The following is a 16,911-nucleotide window of genomic DNA, read 5'->3' as shown; positions in this document are numbered from 1 at the left end:
TACCTCAGACAGAATGGATTTGACCCTGTTTCCTGGTGCACTGACAGCTATGTCTATCCAGCGTATCAATACCCAATCGCTTGGCCAGTGCCAGACCCAACGTAGTAGTGCCGGAGCCGGAGGCACCGAAAAGGTGGATTCTGTATGCCATGGTCCGTTCCTGACGAGGTTGCTTCCAGTTTGGATGAACCATGGTAACTCCCCCGGCTCCTTCGTTGGCAGCAGGCTTCGGCCAACCCGCTATTGCGACCTGAAGGTCGGGGCTCGCCACGCTAATGAGGCTTGCTCATAGCTATAGGCAAATGCCAGGAGCCTGGCATCGCTCCAGCGCTCCCCGTAAAAGAAAACCGAGGCCGGTAAACCTTCAGCGTCTATACCCGAGGGCACCATGATGCCTGGGTAACCGGCCAAGGGGACGACGTTCATCGCAGGCGATTCAATATCTGCCATCAATGCCTCCAGGTTATGCTTTGCCATTAAGTCATCGATGACCTTTCCATTTTCGCTGTTGATTGACAGCCAAAGATCGTTATAGAGCGCCTCGTCGAAAGCGATACTGCTTAATCCTTCGATCACCTCTTGCCCATAGCCCTCAGGCCCCGGATTGTTCCGATTGAAATCGATAAGGTCCTGCACAGATTGAATGGCAAGACCGGTACGACTCGACAGGTAAGCAGGAAGTTCGCGTTTGAATCCCATAAACATCGCCTGCTCGACACGCGCGCCATTATCGGGTTCGTGTATTTCTGTCGGAATCAAAATGGCGCCTGCCGCACGCATGGTGTCCAGCGCCAGGGCAAATTGCGGATCCTTTTTCGAAGCATCGCTACCTGGCTCGAATTTATTTGGATAACCGATGCGTCGCCCTTTCAGGGCGCCTGAAGTCAGGGTTGCGGTGTAGTCCTTTTCGCCATCTGGAACACTGGCACTGGCCGAATCAGCAGGATCAAAGCCTTGCATCGCATTCAACAACAGTGCGGCATCAAACACCGTGCGTGTCATGGGGCCGGGGGTATCCAGTTTGCGCGTCACCGGAATAATGCCAGTTCGGCCCAGCAGCCCCACCGTTGGCTTAAACCCGACGACTCCATTGGCAAAGGCCGGGCAAACAATCGAGCCAGAGGTTTCCGTCCCCACCGCCAACGGGGCAAATCCTGCGGCAACGCCAGCGGCAGAACCGGTACTGGAGCCACAGGCAAAACCATCGAGTAGATGGGGATTCTTCGTTTGCCCGCCCCGCCCGCTCCAACCATCGGGTAAACCGTTCCCGCGGAAGTTCGCCCATTCACTCAGGTTGGTCTTCCCCAGAATGATCGCCCCTGCGTCTCGCAGCTTGCGAACGATAAAAGCGTCTTGCGCCGCCGGTTGCCCCACCATTGCCAGCGACCCAGCGGTCGTCTGCATCCGGTCACCGGTATCGATGTTGTCCTTGAGCAACACAGGGATGCCATGCAGAGGGCCACGAATTTTCCCCTGCTGACGCTCACGATCCAATACGGCGGCAATCAGGAGCGCATCCGGGTTGAGCTCGATGATGGCGTTGATCATCGGCCCTCGTTTATCCAGGGCACTGATTCGATCCAGCAGGTGCTCGACCAACGCAACGGACGTCAGTCCGTTGCGGGTCATTTTTTCACTGATTTCGCTGACGCTGGCGTATTCAATGCCTTCCAGCAAAGGACGGTTGGTATCGGATTTTTGGGCATGACTCACGCCCCAAGCGCCCAGAAACGTACTGAACACGGCAATCTGTATGGCTGCCGCCAAACCATTTTTCAAGAATCCCTTCATGTGTAGACGTCCTGTCAAAGCTGAATGATGAGTGATTGATTTCCACTCCGCCCATCAGCCTAGGACTGACTCCGAGGATGGTCGTCTAACGGACACCACTCTCGTCTGTACGAATGTTCAACCCGACTCGTAGCTCCTCAGGTCAGGGCGCTGTACTCAGTCGACGTCTCCACCTCTAACCACCACGCCCGGCCACGGTTTGGCTGCGACAGCGTAAAAGCTTCACCCATTTGCGGCGTGGTGATGGACACATTGCGCTCCCAGGCCAGGGCCAGGATACGGTCGAAGGGTTCGTGCCAGGCGTGCATCGACAGATCGAAGGTGCCGTTGTGAATCGGCAGCAACCAGCGGCCTTTGAGGTCGATATGTGCCTGGAGGGTTTGCTCCGGCTGCATATGGATATGCGGCCAATCGACGTTGTAGGCACCGGTTTCCATCAGCGTCAGGTTAAACGGGCCGTACCGCTCGCCGATGCGTTTAAAGCCATCGAAATAGCCGGTATCACCGCTGAAGAAGATCCGGGTGTCGCCATCGATCATGACCCAGGAGGCCCATAAGGTGCTGTTGCCATCGAACAGGCCGCGGCCGGAAAAATGCTGCGATGGCGTGGCGATGAAGCGAATGCCATCCACCTCGGTGCCCTGCCACCAATCCAGTTGACGCACCTTGCTGGCGTCGATGCCCCATTTGATCAGGGTGTCGCCCACGCCCAGTGGCGCAAGGAAATACCTGGTTTTGTCGGCCAGCTTGAGAATGGATTGATGGTCGAGGTGGTCGTAGTGATCGTGGGAAAGGATCACCGCCTCGATAGGTGGCAGCTCTTCCAGGCTGATGGGCGGCTGATGAAAGCGCCGTGGGCCGGCCCATTGCACCGGCGATGCACGCTCGGCGAAGACCGGATCGGTCAGCCAGAACTTGTCGTGCAGCTTGAGCAGCACGGTCGAATGGCCGAGACGATACACGCTGTGATTCGGCGCGGCGAAAAGCGCTTCGCGGGTCAAGGTTTGAACCGGGATAACGCCGACCGGGCGGGTATTGCGCGGTTTGTGGAACAGCATGTTCCAGAATATCCGCAAGGTTTTGCGCAAGCCTTCGCGCGGCACTGTCGCGTGGTTGCGATAATGACCTTCGTCCTGCAAAGACGCTTTGAGATTGGGGGCGCTGTCGGTGCGAGATGAGAAAGTGGCCATGATTGATAGGACTCCAGGAAAATCGGTGAGGCGATAACTGGCCAATGCATGCACGCTTGGGCCGCAAACTCTATTTTTACCGCGCAATTACACTGCACGGTGTAGTTTCAAGATTGCAACAAACCGGAGAGCAAGTAAACTGCAGAGTGTAATTTCCATTTTCGCCACCGAAGCCTATTTATGACAGCTCCATTGCGCCTCACCGACCGTAAACGCGAAGCCATCATCCAGGCGGCCATTGTCGAATTCCGTGCCAGCGGTTTCGACATCACCAGCATGGACAAGATTGCCGCCACGGCCGGAGTTTCGAAGCGCACGGTGTACAACCACTTCCCCAGCAAGGAAGAGTTGTTCGCCGAAATTCTGCATAAATTGTGGACCAGCATCAGCGCGCAACAGGATACGGTCTACCGCCACGATCTGCCGCTGCGCGAGCAACTGGAGGAGTTGTTACGGGCCAAACTGCAGCTGCTGGCGGACAACCACTTCCTCGACCTCGCGCGCGTGGCGATCGCTGCTACCATCCATTCTCCCGAGCGCGCGCAGGACATGGTCGCGCGGCTGGGTGAGCGTGAGGAAGGCCTCACTGCATGGATTCGCGAAGCCCAGGCCGACGGCAGATTGAAAGCCGTCGACCCGTGTTTCGCCGCACAGCAGGTACACGGGCTGATCAAGGCTTTCGCCTTCTGGCCGCAAATCTCCATGGGCCAGCCAGCGTTGTCTGCAGAAATGCAGACTACCGTCGTGGCGTCGGCGCTGGACATGTTCCTGGCGTGCTATCAGCTGTAGCCCTGCCCAGTCGTTGAGAATTACCAGAATCCATCGGATCTGCGAAAGAACGCTGATTAATCCGCTTGGAATAAATGACAATATTCATGCGGTTTATCCGACACGCAGCGACGCCAAAAAAAACACAACAAAGTGTTTCTGAAGTGCAGAGCTTGAAGCATCCCCCCTGGAGCGACAGCACTAAGGCAAGCGCACCGTACGCGCCAGCTCATCGAACAGCGTCACCACCGAGCGCAAGGCACGGCAATCCGGACGGGTCAGCAGCCACAGGCTGGTGTCGTAACCAAGCAGGGGTTCACTCAAGGGGTGCAGCCCCGATTCGCCGATCAGGAAATCGGGGAGCGCCGCAACCCCCAACCCGGCACGCACCAGTTCGGTGACCGAAAGCATGCTATTGCAGCGATAACCTGGCAGCACGCCGGGCAACTGCTGACGACGCCACGCGACGGTCGGGTGATCGGGCAGGAAGTCATCCGGAGCGATCCAGACCAGTCGGGACAGATCACCGGGATCGACTGATTGCAGATAGGCCGCACTGGCGCAAACCCGATATGACACCAGGCCCAGACGCCGCCCGACCAGATGCTCTGGCGGCGTACTGGTCAAGCGCAGGGCGATATCGGCATCGCGACGGCTGAGGTTGGCAAAATCGTTGGAGGTGCTCAACTCGATGACCAAGGCCGGATAGGCCGGCATGAACTGCGCCAGCGCCGGCAAGAGCAAACCTTGCAGGACCGAATCGGTGCAGGTCAGGCGGACCGTGCCGCTGATGACTTCCCCACCCTGCTCCACGCCAATGCGCGCCGCTTCCAACGCTTGCTCGGCACGTTCAGCCTGTTCGGCCAAGGCTTGCGCCATGGTGGTCGGCAGATAGCCCGCACGGCTTTTTTCGAACAATTCCTGACCCAGGGCGGCTTCCAGTCTGCGCACCGCACGGAACACCGTCGACACATCGACCCTCAACAGCGCGGCAGCGCGAGCCAGAGAACCTCCACGCACCAGCGCCAGGATCAGCGACAGGTCTGGATAATCGAGCTGATAGTGCGTCGATGCATTGAACACTTGGGAAAACGCCAATATTGATTGCGTGAACGCCAATCTATAGTGGGCTCCAGGAATCAACAAGCCTCGTTCGCACCGGGAGAACCCCATGGAAACCACTTCACAAACACCCCCTATCCAGATCGCGCTGATCGGTGACTACAACCCCGAAGTCATCGCCCACCAGGCCATCCCGCGGGCGCTGAGCATGGCGACCGAGAGCGCCGGTCTGAAGGTGAGGTTTGAGTGGTTGCCTACCGATAGCATCACATCGGTCAGTCCGTTGAACGGCTTCGACGGTTTCTGGTGTGTGCCCGCCAGCCCGTACCGCAACAGGGATGGCGCACTCTTGGCGATCCGTTATGCCCGTGAACAGCAACGACCGTTTCTGGGGACCTGCGGCGGCTTTCAACATGCGCTACTCGAGTACGCACGCAATGTGCTCGGCTGGGCCGATGCCGAGCATGGCGAGACCTCACCAGACGCCGAACGCGCCTTGCTCACGCCGTTGAGCTGCTCATTGGTCGAGGTCGTTGACAGCATCCGTCTGGTTGAAGGTTCGCTGATTGCCGACGCCTATGGCGCACTGGACATCCGCGAGGGCTATCACTGCCACTATGGCATCAATCCCGAGTTTGAAGCGCAGCTACTGACGCAAAATCTGCACGCCACCGGACACGACTCGGCGGGTGACCTGAGGGCCGTCGAGCTGCGTGGTCATCCGTTCTTTGTCGCCACCTTGTTCCAGCCTGAACGTGCCGCATTGGCCGGTACGATCCCGCCGCTGGTCAGCGCATTTCTCACGGCCTGCGCGGGGTACCCGGGATGATCGCCAAGACGCCAGCGACGCCCTACTTCGCAGTGATTTTCACCTCGCTGCGTACAGAGGGGGATCAAGGTTACGGGCGAGCCGCCGAACGCATGGTCGAGCTGGCTCGCGAACAACCGGGGTTTCTCGGGGTAGAGTCGGCACGAGGTGAAGACGGGCTCGGCATCACTGTGTCCTACTGGGCCAGTGAAGCCGCGATCCTCGCCTGGAAACAGCACGCCGAGCACACCGAGGTTCGCGAACAGGGACGCTCGACCTGGTATGAGGCTTGTCATACCCGAGTGTGCAAGGTTGAGCGGGCTTACTTATTCGAAAAATAGTCGAGCGCTGCGGTGTTCTTCAAATCGCTTCGCGAGCAAGCTCGCTCCCACATTGGATCTGCGTCGCAGCACAATTTTGTGAACGACACAGGTCAAGTGTGGGAGCGAGCTTGCTCGCGAAGAGGCCAGACCAGTCAACCTTTTCCTCGAAGCAAGCACCCCCTCAACCCGTCACCGGCTGCACCAGACTGCGCAACGCGGAAATTTCCGGCACATCCTCGCGGCGCATATACACCCGCAGCGGCTCGGTGATATTGATCCGATCGTCGATGTTCTGATCCAGCAGCAACTGGATCAGCTCCCGTTTGAGGGTCATGGTCTGACCGTCGGCAGGTTGCCAGACGAACTCGCTGGTAGGGATGATCGCGTCATCGGCGACGTCCATGCCGAAAGAGTCTTCGCTGAAGCGAACGATGTGCTGAGCGGTCTTGCGATTGAAACCGACGAACCCTTTGAGTTGGTCGGCGGCCTGACAGATAAGCTCGGAAGTGATGCGCATGGTAAACCTCACTGCAGGTCCCTAAGGACGGGTGATCGATGGTTTACACGCAGGGCAAGAGAACGGGTTTCCCTCTTGACGGGGAAACTGCCGAGCCAAAGAGTACTGCAAAGGACTGCACAAAAGCGCTGAAAAAATCCCCCGGACACAGGTTTATGTCGGTTTGGCGATAGCACAAGCGCCACTCAGTTGCTAAAACATACTTCTTTGAAATCGCTCTCTACGAAAGGACTTCGAATATGCCTGCCACCTTCCGCAAAAGCGCCCTGCTGCTGAGCCTGATGCTCGGCCTGGCCCAGGCACAGGCCACCAGCCAGCCGAGCCCGACCGCTCTGGCCACTGCAACGGGCATCCCGCATCCGGCAGTGATTGCCCACCGTGGCGCGTCCTTCGATGCGCCGGAATCTACCGCCGCCGCTTACAAACTGGCGCGTGATCTGGGTGCCGATTACCTGGAACTGGACCTGCAACGCAGCAAGGACGGCGTACTGTTCGCCCTGCACGACAACAACCTGCAGCGCACCACCGACGTCGCGAGCAAATTTCCCGAGCGCAAGGACAGTCCTGCCAACGAGTTCACGCTGGCCGAACTGAAAACCCTGGATGCCGGCAGCTGGTTCAACCAGGCGTACCCGGATCGCGCTCGTGCGGCCTATGTCGGCCTGAAAATCCTGACCCTCGATGAAATCATCGATATCGCTCAAGGCAACCCGCAGCACAAACCCGGGTTGTACATCGAAACCAAAGAACCAAAACAGTTTCCGGGTCTGGAACGCGACCTGAAAGATAAATTGCAGGACCGCGGCTGGCTGAGTCCGGTGGGTTCGAAACTGGCGAAAAGCGCTATCGCGGTCGGCCAGGGCAAAGGCAAGGTCGTGCTGCAAACCTTCGAGAAGAGCAGCCTGGAACTGCTGCAAAAAGAAATGCCGCAGGTACCGAAAATCCTTCTGTTGTGGGTCGGCGAAGGCAGTATCGAACCCAAGTCCAACGTCACTTTCGCCGCCAGTGGTGAAAAGGATAAGGCGGCGTACTACGCCAAACAGGAGCCCAGGGACAAAGCCGAATTCGAAAAATGGGTCGACTATGCCAAGGCTCAAGGCGCCATTGGTACCGGGCCGTCGGCAGTCCTGAGCGAGGGTGGCGATCAAAGCTATTCGGACCTGGTGCAGCCGTGGATGAACACCTTCACTCACGACAAGGGCCTGTTGGTGCATGTCTACACCATCGACGAACCGGTGGATTACCGCAAGGTGATGGACGCCGGTGTCGATGGCATCTTCACCAACCGCGCCTCCGAGCTGCTCAAGTACTTCAAACGCCCGGCTGCGGCCAGCGTCGCGCAGTTGCTTGAGAAGAACGGCTATTGAGTGAAAAACGGCGCAAAGCGTAGAGGTGGAATTAAGGGTGAATTAAGTTCGGCTGGTTAACCTGATCCCACTTGAACAGCTCACCCCCAAGGAATGAACTCATGAATACGTTGACTGCCCTGTTTGCCGCTGCTGCCTTGACCCTGACCACCGGCCTGGCCCAGGCTGACGTGCGCCCCGATCTAATACCGGGCCTGCTCAAAGCCGGCACCGTCATGGATCTGGAAAAGCTCAACCAGGCCGCTCTCGCCCAGCATCCAGGCAGCACTGCAGCCAGTATCATCGACACCGAACTGGAACATACCGCCGCCGGGGGTTACGTCTATCAGGTCGACATACGCGACGCCAAAGGTGTTGAGTGGGACGTGGACCTCGACGCCAAAACCGCTCAGGTGCTGAGCAGTAAACAAGACAAGTAAGTGAATCACGACAAAAAGCCGCGCAACCTTAGGGTCGCGCGGCTTTTTTGCGTTTTAAGCTGCGTTGACCCTACTTTCAGCATTACGCCGAGGTGCTGACCAACGAGCCCGACGTGCTGCTGTCCGACTCCTGCAAGGCTTGCAACAGCGCTATGCGCTGAGACGTGCGGTCACTTCATTCAACTGCCCCGACAACCCGTGCAAATTCCGGCTCGCCGCTTCGGTACGTTGCACGTTGTCCAGATTGCTACTGGCGATAGTGGTGATCTCGGTGAGGTTGCGTGAGATGTCTTCAGCCACCGAAGTCTGCTCTTCGGCGGCGGTGGCGATTTGTCGGTTCATGTCGCGAATCGCTTCCACTGCAGCGGTAATCCGCTCCAGCATGGCGCCGGCCTGAGTCACTTGCTCGACGCTTTCTTCACTGCATGACTGGCCACTTTCGATGGCCTGGGCCGCATCCACCGCACCGGTCTGCACCGTCTGGATGATCTGATTGATCTCGATGATCGATGCCGCGGTGCGCTGAGCCAGGCTGCGCACTTCGTCGGCGACCACGGCAAATCCGCGTCCGGCCTCACCGGCCCGGGCTGCTTCGATGGCGGCGTTGAGCGCCAGCAGGTTGGTCTGCTCGGCGATCCCGCGAATCACTTCCAGCACCTTGCCGATCCGCCCGCTGTCGGTTTCCAGACGACGGATGACCGTGGCGGTATTGGCGATTTCGCCGCGCATCCGGGTGATGGTGTGAATGGTTCCCTGCATGACCTTTTCACCCTGCTGAGCAGAGTGATCGGCATCGTCGGCGGCACGCGCGGCATCGGCGGCATGGCGGGCGACTTCCTGGGCAGTGGCGGACATTTCATTCATCGCCGTGGCGACTTGATCGGTGCGGTTGAATTGCTCGTTGGTGCCGTGAGTCATCAGGCCGGCAATCGAATTCAGCTCACCACTGGCACTGTCCAGATCCGACGCGCTGCGCTGCAAGCGGTTGAACGTTTCGGCGAGAAAATCACGCAACGTATTGGCCGCAACAGCCAACTTGCCCAGTTCATCCTGACGGTCGCTCGCCACGCGCTCGGCAAACCGACCCTGGCTGAGCTGCGCAACGTATTCGATCAACTTGCGGATCGGCTCCACCAGATTGCGGTTGACCAGCCACAGGCTGAGCAGACCGATCAACAGACCCGAGGCCAGCATCACCACAATCCCCAGCAGCACGGTGCGATCGGCATCGGCACTGATCAGGATCGATTGCTCGGTACCCTGCTTGCGCAGTTCGCTGACCAGTTCACTCATTTGCTCGCTGGTAGCGCGGTCCACGCCTTTGACCGCGTGGTCACCCGCAGTCGGGTCCGCACCGGCGGCAACGTACGCGTCACGGCCCTTCTGGTAGGCCGTGCCCAGTGCACGGTGTTCTTCGCGCAAGCGTTCGATGCGAGTCTTGAGTTGCCCGTCGATCCCTGACTGGTTCGCCAACTGGCCAAGAATGCCCTGGACGTCCCGTTGACGGTCTTCGAATTGAGTCCAGTATTTACTCAAGTCTTGCGGTTGCTTGCCACGTAGCAGGACGTTCTTCCACTCCTGAACCTGCGCCTTGAATTGCAGGTTGGCTTCGTCGATCAGTTGCGAGGTGTGCAGCGGGCCCTCGATCAGGTTGCGATAGTTCTGAACACCGCTGGAAAGAAAGTGAAAGCAGGCCAGGGCGATCAACAGCATCGCGAACAGGCTGCCGCTCAGCAGTGCCAGGATTTGAGCTCTCAGGGATTTGTGCAGAAACATCAAGTGGGATCTCATGACAGGGATGGAGCACGCCACAAAGGGGGCATGTATGACGTACGAACATCCCTGTCAGCGCCTTTGGCTCACGACCAAAAACGAGGAACTCAATGTAAGCGCTATCGGCGCCGCAGAGGCGTTCTTGAATCGATCCGATCACCGGTCAATGAGCAAATCCATCGCTCTAATGCCAACAGAACGTCGAACACAAAACCTGTCCGCCAGACTAGAGATTTATGTTATTCGCGACATAACTCTCGACGCAGCATCACCCTCTCCCGCACCACGTCATACGCCCAGTGGTAGACGTAGGTATACGGCAGGAAAAACAGCAACACGCCGAGGTCCAGAATCAGTGCCTGCAACAGGCTGATGTTCAGCCACCAGGCTATCAGCGGCACGCTGACCGCCACCAGACCGCCCTCGAACAACAACGCGTGCAGCACGCGAGTCCAACTGCTCTGAGTCATGCCGAGGTGCTTGAGCAAGCGGTCGAACAGGCCGTTGAACAATACGTTCCAGCCCAGGGCAATCAGGCCGATGGCGATGGTCGCGACACCCATGTCGACGACTGGCTTGTCCATCACCCAGGCGAGCAGCGGGGTACACAACAGGACAGCGAGCAGTTCGAAACCGGTGGCCTGGAAAATACGTTCAGTGATGGATTTATTGGTGCTCATGGCTGGGCTCCCTAAGTGACGATGGTTGCCATCATCACCTTCGAGATCGATACTTCATAACCAATAACCATCGATCAAGGCGATAGTTCATGGCCTCTCACGAAGTGTTACTGGCCTTTGTCCAAGCCGCGACCCAAGGCTCGTTCTCCGCGGCCGCACGCAAACTGGGCAAGAGCCAGTCGACCATCAGCGCGGCCATCGCCAGCCTGGAAATCGATCTGGACGTGATGCTGTTCGATCGCAGCAGCCGTAAACCGGGCCTCACCCCCGCCGGGCACGTGATGCTGCAGCGCGCCGAAGACATCCTTGCCGCCACCAGCCGGCTGGAAATAACCGCGAGCCAGCTGTCACAAGGCTTCGAACCGAAGCTGACCGTGGCCATTTCCGACACTTATCAGTCCGACCGTTTCGAGGCGAGCTTGAGCGCGTTCGAGCAGCGTTACCCGGACCTGGAACTCGAATGCCTGATCGCCGAATGCGACGATCTGATCGCGCTGGTCCAGCGTGGCCGGGCGCAGATTGCCTTCGCCGAGATGCAACCGAACTACCCGGCAGACCTTGCCAGTTCGACAGTCGACGAACGCACGGAAATTGCTCTGTTTGTGTCTCGCGATCACCCACTGGCGGCGCTGAAGAAGGTCGACAAAGACACCTTGCAACAACATCGTGAGTTGCGTCTGGCGACCATCATCAACCCTTATGAGAACCGCGCTCAGGGCCGGGTCTGGTCGGCACCGAGTTATTTGATGCTGCTGGAAATGGCTCAAGGCGGGTTCGGCTGGGCACCCCTGCCACGCTGGCTGGTGGGCCGCTTTGGCGCCGGTTCGCTTCAGGAACTCAAGGTGCGCGGCTGGCCGCGACCGGTGGCGGTGGATGCGCTGTGGTCGCGTCTGCATCCGCCGGGACCGGCGGGGAGTTGGTTGTTGGGGAAGATGCTGGAGTGATACCGCTTGTAGAACTTGTTTAGCAACGCCCACAAAAAACCCCTGCATCGAGGGGCTTTTTGTGAAGCGCTATCAACCAACCGGCATCAGGTCATCTGGATGATGGTCTGCATGATGGTGCTTTGGGTCGAGATGGTCTTGGCGTTGGCCTGATAGTTACTTTGCGCCTTGATCAGGTCCACCAGCTCGTTGGTCAGGTTGACGTTGGACTCTTCCAGAGAGTTGGAAACCACTGAACCCAAAGTGCCAACTTCCGGTGCATCGTAGCCCGGGATACCCGAGGCGAATGTTTCTTTCCAACCGCTGCCGCCAACCGCCTGCAGACCTTGTTCGTTGGTGAAACTGGCCAACGAAATCTGACCGATCGCCTTGGTCTGGTTGTTGCTGAAGTTGGCGAGCAGAACACCACTGCCGTCGATGGTCAGGTTGGTGATCTGGCCAGTGGCATAACCATCCTGAGCAGGAATCGAACGAGCGGTATCGGCGTTGAACTGGGTGGTGTTGGTCATGGAAATCGTGACGCCAGCCGCGTTGGCGTTCGCGCCGTTGGCCGTCCATACGCCGTTGGTCACTGTGCCGGGAACCCAGTTGCTCAGTACCAGATTATTCCCGGTGTTAGGGACTAGAGAAGGCGGCGTAATGACCGAGACAAACTGACCCGCAGAGTCGAAGTTTATGGTCGAAGCCACTGGAGCGACAGCCGTTGGGTTACTGCCTGTCGCATCCGGATTGCGACCGTCGACCAAGGTGTAGGTCTTCCAGGTATTAGCCGCCGTCTTCACCATGTATTGATCCATGGTGTGCTGGTTACCCTGACTGTCAAAGATCGGGGTACTGAATGACTTGGTATAGGTATCGGTGTCGGTCGGATCGAAGGGCAGCGTCACCTGATTGATAACAGCCGCAGTCGAGTTCAGGTTGATGGTCGACGAAACGGTGCTGGTGGTCTTGGGTGCCAGATTGGAAGTATCGATCCGCAGGTCAGTCAACACGCCGTTGATGATCTTGCCATTGGCATCCGCAGCATAACCTTGCAGGCGAGCGGTGCCGCTGGAGTTGGTGACGTAGCCGTCCTTATCGGTCTTGAAAGTACCGGCGCGGGTGTAAGTCAGCGAGCCGCTATCGCTCAGGACGAAGAAACCGGAACCCTGGATGCCCATGTCCAGGACATTGCCAGTGTTGTTCACATCACCCTGGCCGAACTGCTGGGAAACGTTGGCCAGGGTTACGCCGTTACCGATGGTCTTGCTGCCCGAGCCCAGCTTGGTGGCCGAGTAGACGTCGGCGAATTCCGCACGGGACGATTTGAAGCCGGTGGTCGCGACGTTGGCAATGTTGTTGCCGGTAACGTCCAGTTGTTTGTTGGCTGCATAGAGACCGCTAAGGCCGATATTGAAAGACATATTCCACTCCTTGTGCCGCGTTAGTCGGCTCTATAGGCCAATAGTTTGTACTTTGGACAGGGCAACAGCGCCCAGGCCTGCGAGGTTGAGCATCATCTCGCCGCCGGTCTGACTCAAGGTCACGCTGTTGACGGTCGCAGGCAGATAGGTGACCAGGTCGGTCGCGGTGTCATCGATGGAAGCACTGGCCTTGAAGGTGTAAGTACCCGGATCGACCTTCGTGCCCGCCGTGTTGGTGCCGTCCCAGACGAAGGTGGCATTGCCCGCGGCCTGACTGCCCAGATCGATGGTCTTCACCGCATTGCCATCTTTATCGGTGATGGTCACGGTAGCGCCGGCAACCGACGCCGGGATCACCGCCGTGCCCGTCAGGCTCTTGGTCGTGTCGACATAGGTCGATCCGGTTTGTACAACCACCGAACGCCCCACCAACGAAGACGCCTGCAAGGCCTGCGACGACTTGAAGCTGCTGGAAATCGCGGTGACCGAGTCGTTCAGGGTGGTGATGCCCTCAAGGCTGCTGAACTGTGCCAGCTGAGCCACGAACGCGCTGTTGTCCTGCGGATCGAGCGGGTTCTGGTTTTTCAGCTGGGTCACCAGCAATTGCAGGAAAGCGTCTTTACCTAATGCCTTATCACCGGTTGTACTGCTGGTCGCAGCCGCCAAACCATCAGTGGTGGTACTGGTTGCGGTCTTGGAGGAGTTGGCGAGAATCTGGTTGAGAGTCAGGCTACTGGTGGAATCGGTAACAGCCATCTGAGTCGCCCCTTATCACTGACCGAGGGTCAGGACCTTCTGCATCATGGTTTTGGCGGTATTCATCATTTCTGCGTTGGTCTGGAACGAACGACTGGCGGAAATCATGTCAGCCATTTCCTCAACCACGTTGACGTTTGGGTAGTAGACATAACCCTTGGCGTCAGCAGATGGGTGGCTCGGCTCGTAACGCGCTTCGAGGTTGCTCTGGTCTTCGACCACTCCCAGCACCTGCACGCCCTGGCCGGCGGCATCCTGGTTCTGGAACAGCGAATCGCTGCCACCGCTCTGGCCGCCCTGGAACATGGTGGCGAACACTGGATGACGGGCGCGATAGGTCTGGTCGATGCTCGAAGAGACCGTTTCGGCGTTGGCGATGTTACTGGCGACGGTGTTCAAGCGAGTGGTTTGAGCACTCATGCCGCTACCGGCAATATTGAAAACACTGGCTAGCGACATGGATTACTCTCCGCGCAGGGCTGACACCAGCCCTTTGAATTTGCTGTTGAGCAGCGTGAAGCTGGCCTGGAAGTTGACCGCGTTTTCCGCGTACGCTGATTGTTCAAGCTGGGCGTCCACGGTGTTTTGGTCAATCGACGGTTGCATCGGCGTGCGATACAGCAACGACTCGTCGCCATTGCCCAGACCTTCGGCTTCGATATGACGGTTATTGGTCATGTTCAACGCGAAAGTGCCGCTCTTGGTCTTTTCATTCTGCGCGGCAAGCACGGCAGAGAAGTCCAGATCCCGAGCCTTGTAGTTCGGGGTGTCGGCGTTGGCAATGTTGTTGGCCAGAACTTCGGCACGCTGAGCGCGAAAGCCCAGAGCCTGTTCATGGATACCGAGCGCTTTATCGAAGCTGATGCTCATGTCGGGTGACCTTTGGGTGACCGGTTTTTTCGTACGAGGAACATAGCAAGCGTCGTGCCAATTTACCAAAGGCCATAAACCGGGGCTTTGCGGGCATCGGCAAGGCGGCAATGCCAGAAAAGCGGCAACTGATTTCCGCCGCCTGCCGCTTTTCTGCCGCTGCTCACAGTCGGGAGAACAACACCTGACCCTGTGGGAGCGAGCTTGCTCGCGAAGGCGTCGTGTCAGTCGACATCTGCTTTGACTGGCATACCGCATTCGCGAGCAAGCTCGCTCCCACATTGGATAGGTGTGGTCCCGAGGGAAATTGGCAGACATAAAAAAACGGGAGCCCCCTGAGGACTCCCGTTTTGGTGTAGCCGGCCAAATCACTTCGCCTGGTAAATAATCCCCGGGCTGCACTGGACCATCTGGTAGTGATCCGGCAAACCGTTCAGCGCTTCGGAGGCGCCGAGGAACAGATAGCCGCCCGGCTTCAAGGTGCTGTGAATCCGCAGCAGGATGTCCTTCTTCACCTCGGCGGAGAAGTAGATCAGCACGTTGCGGCAGAACACGATGTCGAACTTGCCGAGGCTCGCATAGCTGTCCAGCAGGTTGAACGAACGAAACTCCACCCGACTCTTGATCGGCGCCTTGATCGCCCAACGGCCCGCCCCTTTGGGGTCGAAGTAGCGCTGCAGCCGCTCTGGAGAGAGGCCACGACCTAGAGCCAGGCTGTCGTATTCGCCGGTCTTGCAGTTGTTCAGCATGGTGCCGGACAAATCGGTGGCAACGATCTGCACCCCCATTTTCAGCTGACCCATGTTGGTCCGCTCGAACTCATCGATCGACATGGACAACGAGTAAGGTTCCTGCCCCGACGAGCACGCCGCCGACCAGATTCGCAGGCGCTGGCCAGGGCTAGCCTTGATCGACTCGGGCAGCGCCTTGTTCTTCAAGACTTCAAACGGGTAGGTGTCACGAAACCAGAGGGTTTCGTTGGTGGTCATGGCGTCCACCACCATCTCGCGCAAACCGCTGCGCGGCTGGGTCTGAATGCGCTGAACCAGCTCACCCAAGGATTTGATACCCTGCTGTTCCATCAGTTTATTGAGACGGCTCGACACCAGATATTGCTTGTTCTCACCGAGCAAAATGCCACAGGCTTTTTCCAGGAAGACCCGGAACTGTTCGAAATCCAAATTACCCGTAGACAATGATGCCGCCTCTTAAATCGTATTGACCGCCAGGAGCAAACGCTCCTGGCTGATATCTGCTGCCTTGATCCGGTCGACTACCCGGGATGCCAGGTCATCAGGACGGAATTTGGCAAGGAAGTCATCGGCACCGACTTTCTTCACCATCGCCTGATTGAACACGCCTGACAACGAAGTATGCAGGATGATATGCAGCTTTTGCATGCGAGGGTCATTGCGGATCTCGGCCGTGAGGGTGTAGCCGTCCATTTCAGGCATCTCGATGTCGGAAATCATCATCACGAATTCTTCTTCCGGCTTCTTGCCCTCGTCGACCAGCTTGCGCAGGTAATCCAGCGCCTGTCGGCCGTCATTCAACGCGACGACCTCGACGCCGATCGTCTGCAGGCAACGGGTGATTTGCTTGCGCGCCACCGACGAATCGTCAACCGTCAGCACCCGCAGGGAAACCGCCTTGTGCCGGGTTTCAACGTCCACCACACCCACTGAAATGGTTTCCGGGGTTGGCGACACTTCAGCCAGAACCTTCTCGACATCGATGATTTCGACCAACTGATTGTCGACCCGGGTCACCGCCGTCAAGTAATGATCGCGACCCGTGCCCTTGGGCGGCGGATGGATCTCCTCCCAGTTCATGTTGACGATGCGCTCGACCGACCGGACCAAAAAGCCCTGGGTCTTGGTGTTGTACTCCGTGATGATCACGAAGGGATTGCTTTGATCTTTCAACCCGCCCGAGCCGGTCGCCATTGCCAGATCAAGGATCGGAATGGTCGCCCCCCGAATATTTGCGACACCGCACACAACAGGACTGGACTTGGGCAACAGGGTCAGCTTGGGGCATTGCAGCACCTCCCGAACCTTGAACACGTTGATCCCATACAGCTGCTGGCCGTCAAGACGGAACAACAACAGCTCAAGGCGATTCTGCCCTACCAGTTGCGTGCGCTGGTTAACCGAATCCATTACACCAGCCATGCCCAGACTCCTACACCAATGCTTAAGATCCGACGCACATTCATCACTAAACGGCACGGGGCTTGC

General features: G+C 58.0%; 18 protein-coding genes and 1 pseudogene. 6 read left to right on the top strand and 13 right to left on the bottom strand.

What is annotated here, in order from left to right; all coding sequences use genetic code 11:
- Nucleotides 1–240: 240 nt before the first annotated feature.
- Together AC3I0A_RS06450 and AC3I0A_RS06445 are read right to left on the bottom strand one after the other, a co-directional pair.
- Nucleotides 241–1,791 (bottom strand): amidase family protein, encoded by a 1,551-nt coding sequence (locus tag AC3I0A_RS06450; protein ID WP_489376803.1) that lies wholly within the window; start codon nt 1,789–1,791, stop codon nt 241–243.
- Between the two features lie 137 nt (nt 1,792–1,928).
- The gene (locus tag AC3I0A_RS06445; RefSeq protein WP_489376801.1) at nt 1,929–2,981 is read right to left on the bottom strand and encodes an MBL fold metallo-hydrolase; all 1,053 of its coding nucleotides are present in this window, start codon (nt 2,979–2,981) and stop codon (nt 1,929–1,931) included.
- 180 nt (nt 2,982–3,161) lie between these two features.
- Here AC3I0A_RS06445 and AC3I0A_RS06440 point away from each other — a divergent pair, with 180 nt between their 5' ends.
- Complete coding sequence (locus AC3I0A_RS06440; RefSeq protein ID WP_489376800.1) at nt 3,162–3,770, top strand: TetR/AcrR family transcriptional regulator; 609 nt, start codon at nt 3,162–3,164, stop codon at nt 3,768–3,770.
- A 180-nt stretch (nt 3,771–3,950) separates the two neighbouring features.
- Here the strand turns inward: AC3I0A_RS06440 and AC3I0A_RS06435 are convergent, their stop codons facing one another.
- Nucleotides 3,951–4,895, bottom strand: a complete 945-nt coding sequence (locus AC3I0A_RS06435) for a LysR family transcriptional regulator (RefSeq protein WP_489378439.1) — start codon at nt 4,893–4,895, stop codon at nt 3,951–3,953.
- 25 nt (nt 4,896–4,920) lie between these two features.
- On the opposite strand from AC3I0A_RS06435, the gene AC3I0A_RS06430 reads away from it, so the two are divergent.
- Both AC3I0A_RS06430 and AC3I0A_RS06425 read left to right on the top strand, forming a co-directional pair.
- Nucleotides 4,921–5,640 carry a CTP synthase C-terminal region-related (seleno)protein gene (locus tag AC3I0A_RS06430; RefSeq protein WP_489376799.1) on the top strand — a complete coding sequence of 240 codons (720 nt, stop codon included), beginning with the start codon at nt 4,921–4,923 and terminating at the stop codon, nt 5,638–5,640.
- A complete protein-coding gene (locus AC3I0A_RS06425) occupies nt 5,637–5,960 on the top strand; it encodes an antibiotic biosynthesis monooxygenase family protein (RefSeq protein WP_489376798.1) in 324 nt (107 codons plus the stop codon). Before AC3I0A_RS06430 ends, AC3I0A_RS06425 begins: the two co-directional genes overlap by 4 nt.
- Before the next feature lie 163 nt (nt 5,961–6,123).
- On the opposite strand, the gene AC3I0A_RS06420 is transcribed toward AC3I0A_RS06425, so the two are convergent.
- Nucleotides 6,124–6,459: a DUF2025 family protein gene (locus AC3I0A_RS06420; protein ID WP_489376796.1), complete on the bottom strand. Its 336-nt coding sequence runs from the start codon at nt 6,457–6,459 to the stop codon at nt 6,124–6,126.
- A gap of 239 nt (nt 6,460–6,698) precedes the next feature.
- Between AC3I0A_RS06420 and AC3I0A_RS06415 the strand changes: the two genes are divergently transcribed.
- Together AC3I0A_RS06415 and AC3I0A_RS06410 are read left to right on the top strand one after the other, a co-directional pair.
- Complete coding sequence (locus tag AC3I0A_RS06415; protein WP_489376795.1) at nt 6,699–7,826, top strand: glycerophosphodiester phosphodiesterase; 1,128 nt, start codon at nt 6,699–6,701, stop codon at nt 7,824–7,826.
- 101 nt (nt 7,827–7,927) lie between these two features.
- Nucleotides 7,928–8,245, top strand: coding sequence for a PepSY domain-containing protein (locus AC3I0A_RS06410; RefSeq protein ID WP_489376794.1), 318 nt, complete (start codon nt 7,928–7,930; stop codon nt 8,243–8,245).
- 150 nt (nt 8,246–8,395) lie between these two features.
- Here the strand turns inward: AC3I0A_RS06410 and AC3I0A_RS06405 are convergent, their stop codons facing one another.
- The 3 genes and pseudogenes from AC3I0A_RS06405 to AC3I0A_RS06395 all read right to left on the bottom strand — a co-directional run bounded on the left by AC3I0A_RS06405 (nt 8,396) and on the right by AC3I0A_RS06395 (nt 10,698).
- The gene (locus AC3I0A_RS06405; RefSeq protein ID WP_489378438.1) at nt 8,396–9,100 is read right to left on the bottom strand and encodes a methyl-accepting chemotaxis protein; all 705 of its coding nucleotides are present in this window, start codon (nt 9,098–9,100) and stop codon (nt 8,396–8,398) included.
- A gap of 228 nt (nt 9,101–9,328) precedes the next feature.
- Nucleotides 9,329–9,439: pseudogene (locus tag AC3I0A_RS06400) on the bottom strand (hypothetical protein); the annotation flags it as partial.
- A gap of 818 nt (nt 9,440–10,257) precedes the next feature.
- Nucleotides 10,258–10,698, bottom strand: a complete 441-nt coding sequence (locus AC3I0A_RS06395) for a multidrug/biocide efflux PACE transporter (RefSeq protein ID WP_489376792.1) — start codon at nt 10,696–10,698, stop codon at nt 10,258–10,260.
- Nucleotides 10,699–10,787: 89 nt separating this feature from the next.
- On the opposite strand from AC3I0A_RS06395, the gene AC3I0A_RS06390 reads away from it, so the two are divergent.
- A complete protein-coding gene (locus tag AC3I0A_RS06390; protein WP_489376791.1) occupies nt 10,788–11,642 on the top strand; it encodes a LysR family transcriptional regulator in 855 nt (284 codons plus the stop codon).
- Nucleotides 11,643–11,728: 86 nt separating this feature from the next.
- Here AC3I0A_RS06390 and flgE read toward each other — a convergent pair whose 3' ends face one another.
- The 6 genes from flgE to AC3I0A_RS06360 all read right to left on the bottom strand — a co-directional run bounded on the left by flgE (nt 11,729) and on the right by AC3I0A_RS06360 (nt 16,845).
- Nucleotides 11,729–13,045 carry a flagellar hook protein FlgE gene (gene flgE, locus AC3I0A_RS06385; RefSeq protein WP_489376790.1) on the bottom strand — a complete coding sequence of 439 codons (1,317 nt, stop codon included), beginning with the start codon at nt 13,043–13,045 and terminating at the stop codon, nt 11,729–11,731.
- Nucleotides 13,046–13,075: 30 nt separating this feature from the next.
- Nucleotides 13,076–13,801, bottom strand: coding sequence for a flagellar hook assembly protein FlgD (gene flgD, locus AC3I0A_RS06380; RefSeq protein WP_489376789.1), 726 nt, complete (start codon nt 13,799–13,801; stop codon nt 13,076–13,078).
- Between the two features lie 15 nt (nt 13,802–13,816).
- Nucleotides 13,817–14,260: a flagellar basal body rod protein FlgC gene (gene flgC, locus AC3I0A_RS06375; protein ID WP_489376788.1), complete on the bottom strand. Its 444-nt coding sequence runs from the start codon at nt 14,258–14,260 to the stop codon at nt 13,817–13,819.
- A 3-nt stretch (nt 14,261–14,263) separates the two neighbouring features.
- A complete protein-coding gene (gene flgB / locus AC3I0A_RS06370) occupies nt 14,264–14,671 on the bottom strand; it encodes a flagellar basal body rod protein FlgB (RefSeq protein WP_489376787.1) in 408 nt (135 codons plus the stop codon).
- A 368-nt stretch (nt 14,672–15,039) separates the two neighbouring features.
- Nucleotides 15,040–15,867, bottom strand: coding sequence for a protein-glutamate O-methyltransferase CheR (gene cheR / locus AC3I0A_RS06365; protein ID WP_489376785.1), 828 nt, complete (start codon nt 15,865–15,867; stop codon nt 15,040–15,042).
- A 12-nt stretch (nt 15,868–15,879) separates the two neighbouring features.
- The gene (locus tag AC3I0A_RS06360) at nt 15,880–16,845 is read right to left on the bottom strand and encodes a chemotaxis protein CheV (protein ID WP_489376784.1); all 966 of its coding nucleotides are present in this window, start codon (nt 16,843–16,845) and stop codon (nt 15,880–15,882) included.
- Nucleotides 16,846–16,911: the final 66 nt, after the last annotated feature.

The organism is Pseudomonas sp. KH_024_B2 (assembly GCF_057839965.1).
This window is presented reverse-complemented; position numbering and strand designations above follow the sequence as displayed.

Bases quoted from the DNA above. Each gene is read 5' to 3' on its own strand.
- AC3I0A_RS06450 (WP_489376803.1), bottom strand. From the start codon at position 1,791: ATGAAGGGATTCTTGAAAAATGGTTTGGCGGCAGCCATACAGATTGCC.
- AC3I0A_RS06445 (WP_489376801.1), bottom strand. From the start codon at position 2,981: ATGGCCACTTTCTCATCTCGCACCGACAGCGCCCCCAATCTCAAAGCG.
- AC3I0A_RS06440 (WP_489376800.1), top strand. From the start codon at position 3,162: ATGACAGCTCCATTGCGCCTCACCGACCGTAAACGCGAAGCCATCATC.
- AC3I0A_RS06430 (WP_489376799.1), top strand. From the start codon at position 4,921: ATGGAAACCACTTCACAAACACCCCCTATCCAGATCGCGCTGATCGGT.
- AC3I0A_RS06425 (WP_489376798.1), top strand. From the start codon at position 5,637: ATGATCGCCAAGACGCCAGCGACGCCCTACTTCGCAGTGATTTTCACC.
- AC3I0A_RS06420 (WP_489376796.1), bottom strand. From the start codon at position 6,459: ATGCGCATCACTTCCGAGCTTATCTGTCAGGCCGCCGACCAACTCAAA.
- AC3I0A_RS06415 (WP_489376795.1), top strand. From the start codon at position 6,699: ATGCCTGCCACCTTCCGCAAAAGCGCCCTGCTGCTGAGCCTGATGCTC.
- AC3I0A_RS06410 (WP_489376794.1), top strand. From the start codon at position 7,928: ATGAATACGTTGACTGCCCTGTTTGCCGCTGCTGCCTTGACCCTGACC.
- AC3I0A_RS06405 (WP_489378438.1), bottom strand. From the start codon at position 9,100: ATGTCCGCCACTGCCCAGGAAGTCGCCCGCCATGCCGCCGATGCCGCG.
- AC3I0A_RS06395 (WP_489376792.1), bottom strand. From the start codon at position 10,698: ATGAGCACCAATAAATCCATCACTGAACGTATTTTCCAGGCCACCGGT.
- AC3I0A_RS06390 (WP_489376791.1), top strand. From the start codon at position 10,788: ATGGCCTCTCACGAAGTGTTACTGGCCTTTGTCCAAGCCGCGACCCAA.
- flgE (WP_489376790.1), bottom strand. From the start codon at position 13,045: ATGTCTTTCAATATCGGCCTTAGCGGTCTCTATGCAGCCAACAAACAA.
- flgD (WP_489376789.1), bottom strand. From the start codon at position 13,801: ATGGCTGTTACCGATTCCACCAGTAGCCTGACTCTCAACCAGATTCTC.
- flgC (WP_489376788.1), bottom strand. From the start codon at position 14,260: ATGTCGCTAGCCAGTGTTTTCAATATTGCCGGTAGCGGCATGAGTGCT.
- flgB (WP_489376787.1), bottom strand. From the start codon at position 14,671: ATGAGCATCAGCTTCGATAAAGCGCTCGGTATCCATGAACAGGCTCTG.
- AC3I0A_RS06360 (WP_489376784.1), bottom strand. From the start codon at position 16,845: ATGGCTGGTGTAATGGATTCGGTTAACCAGCGCACGCAACTGGTAGGG.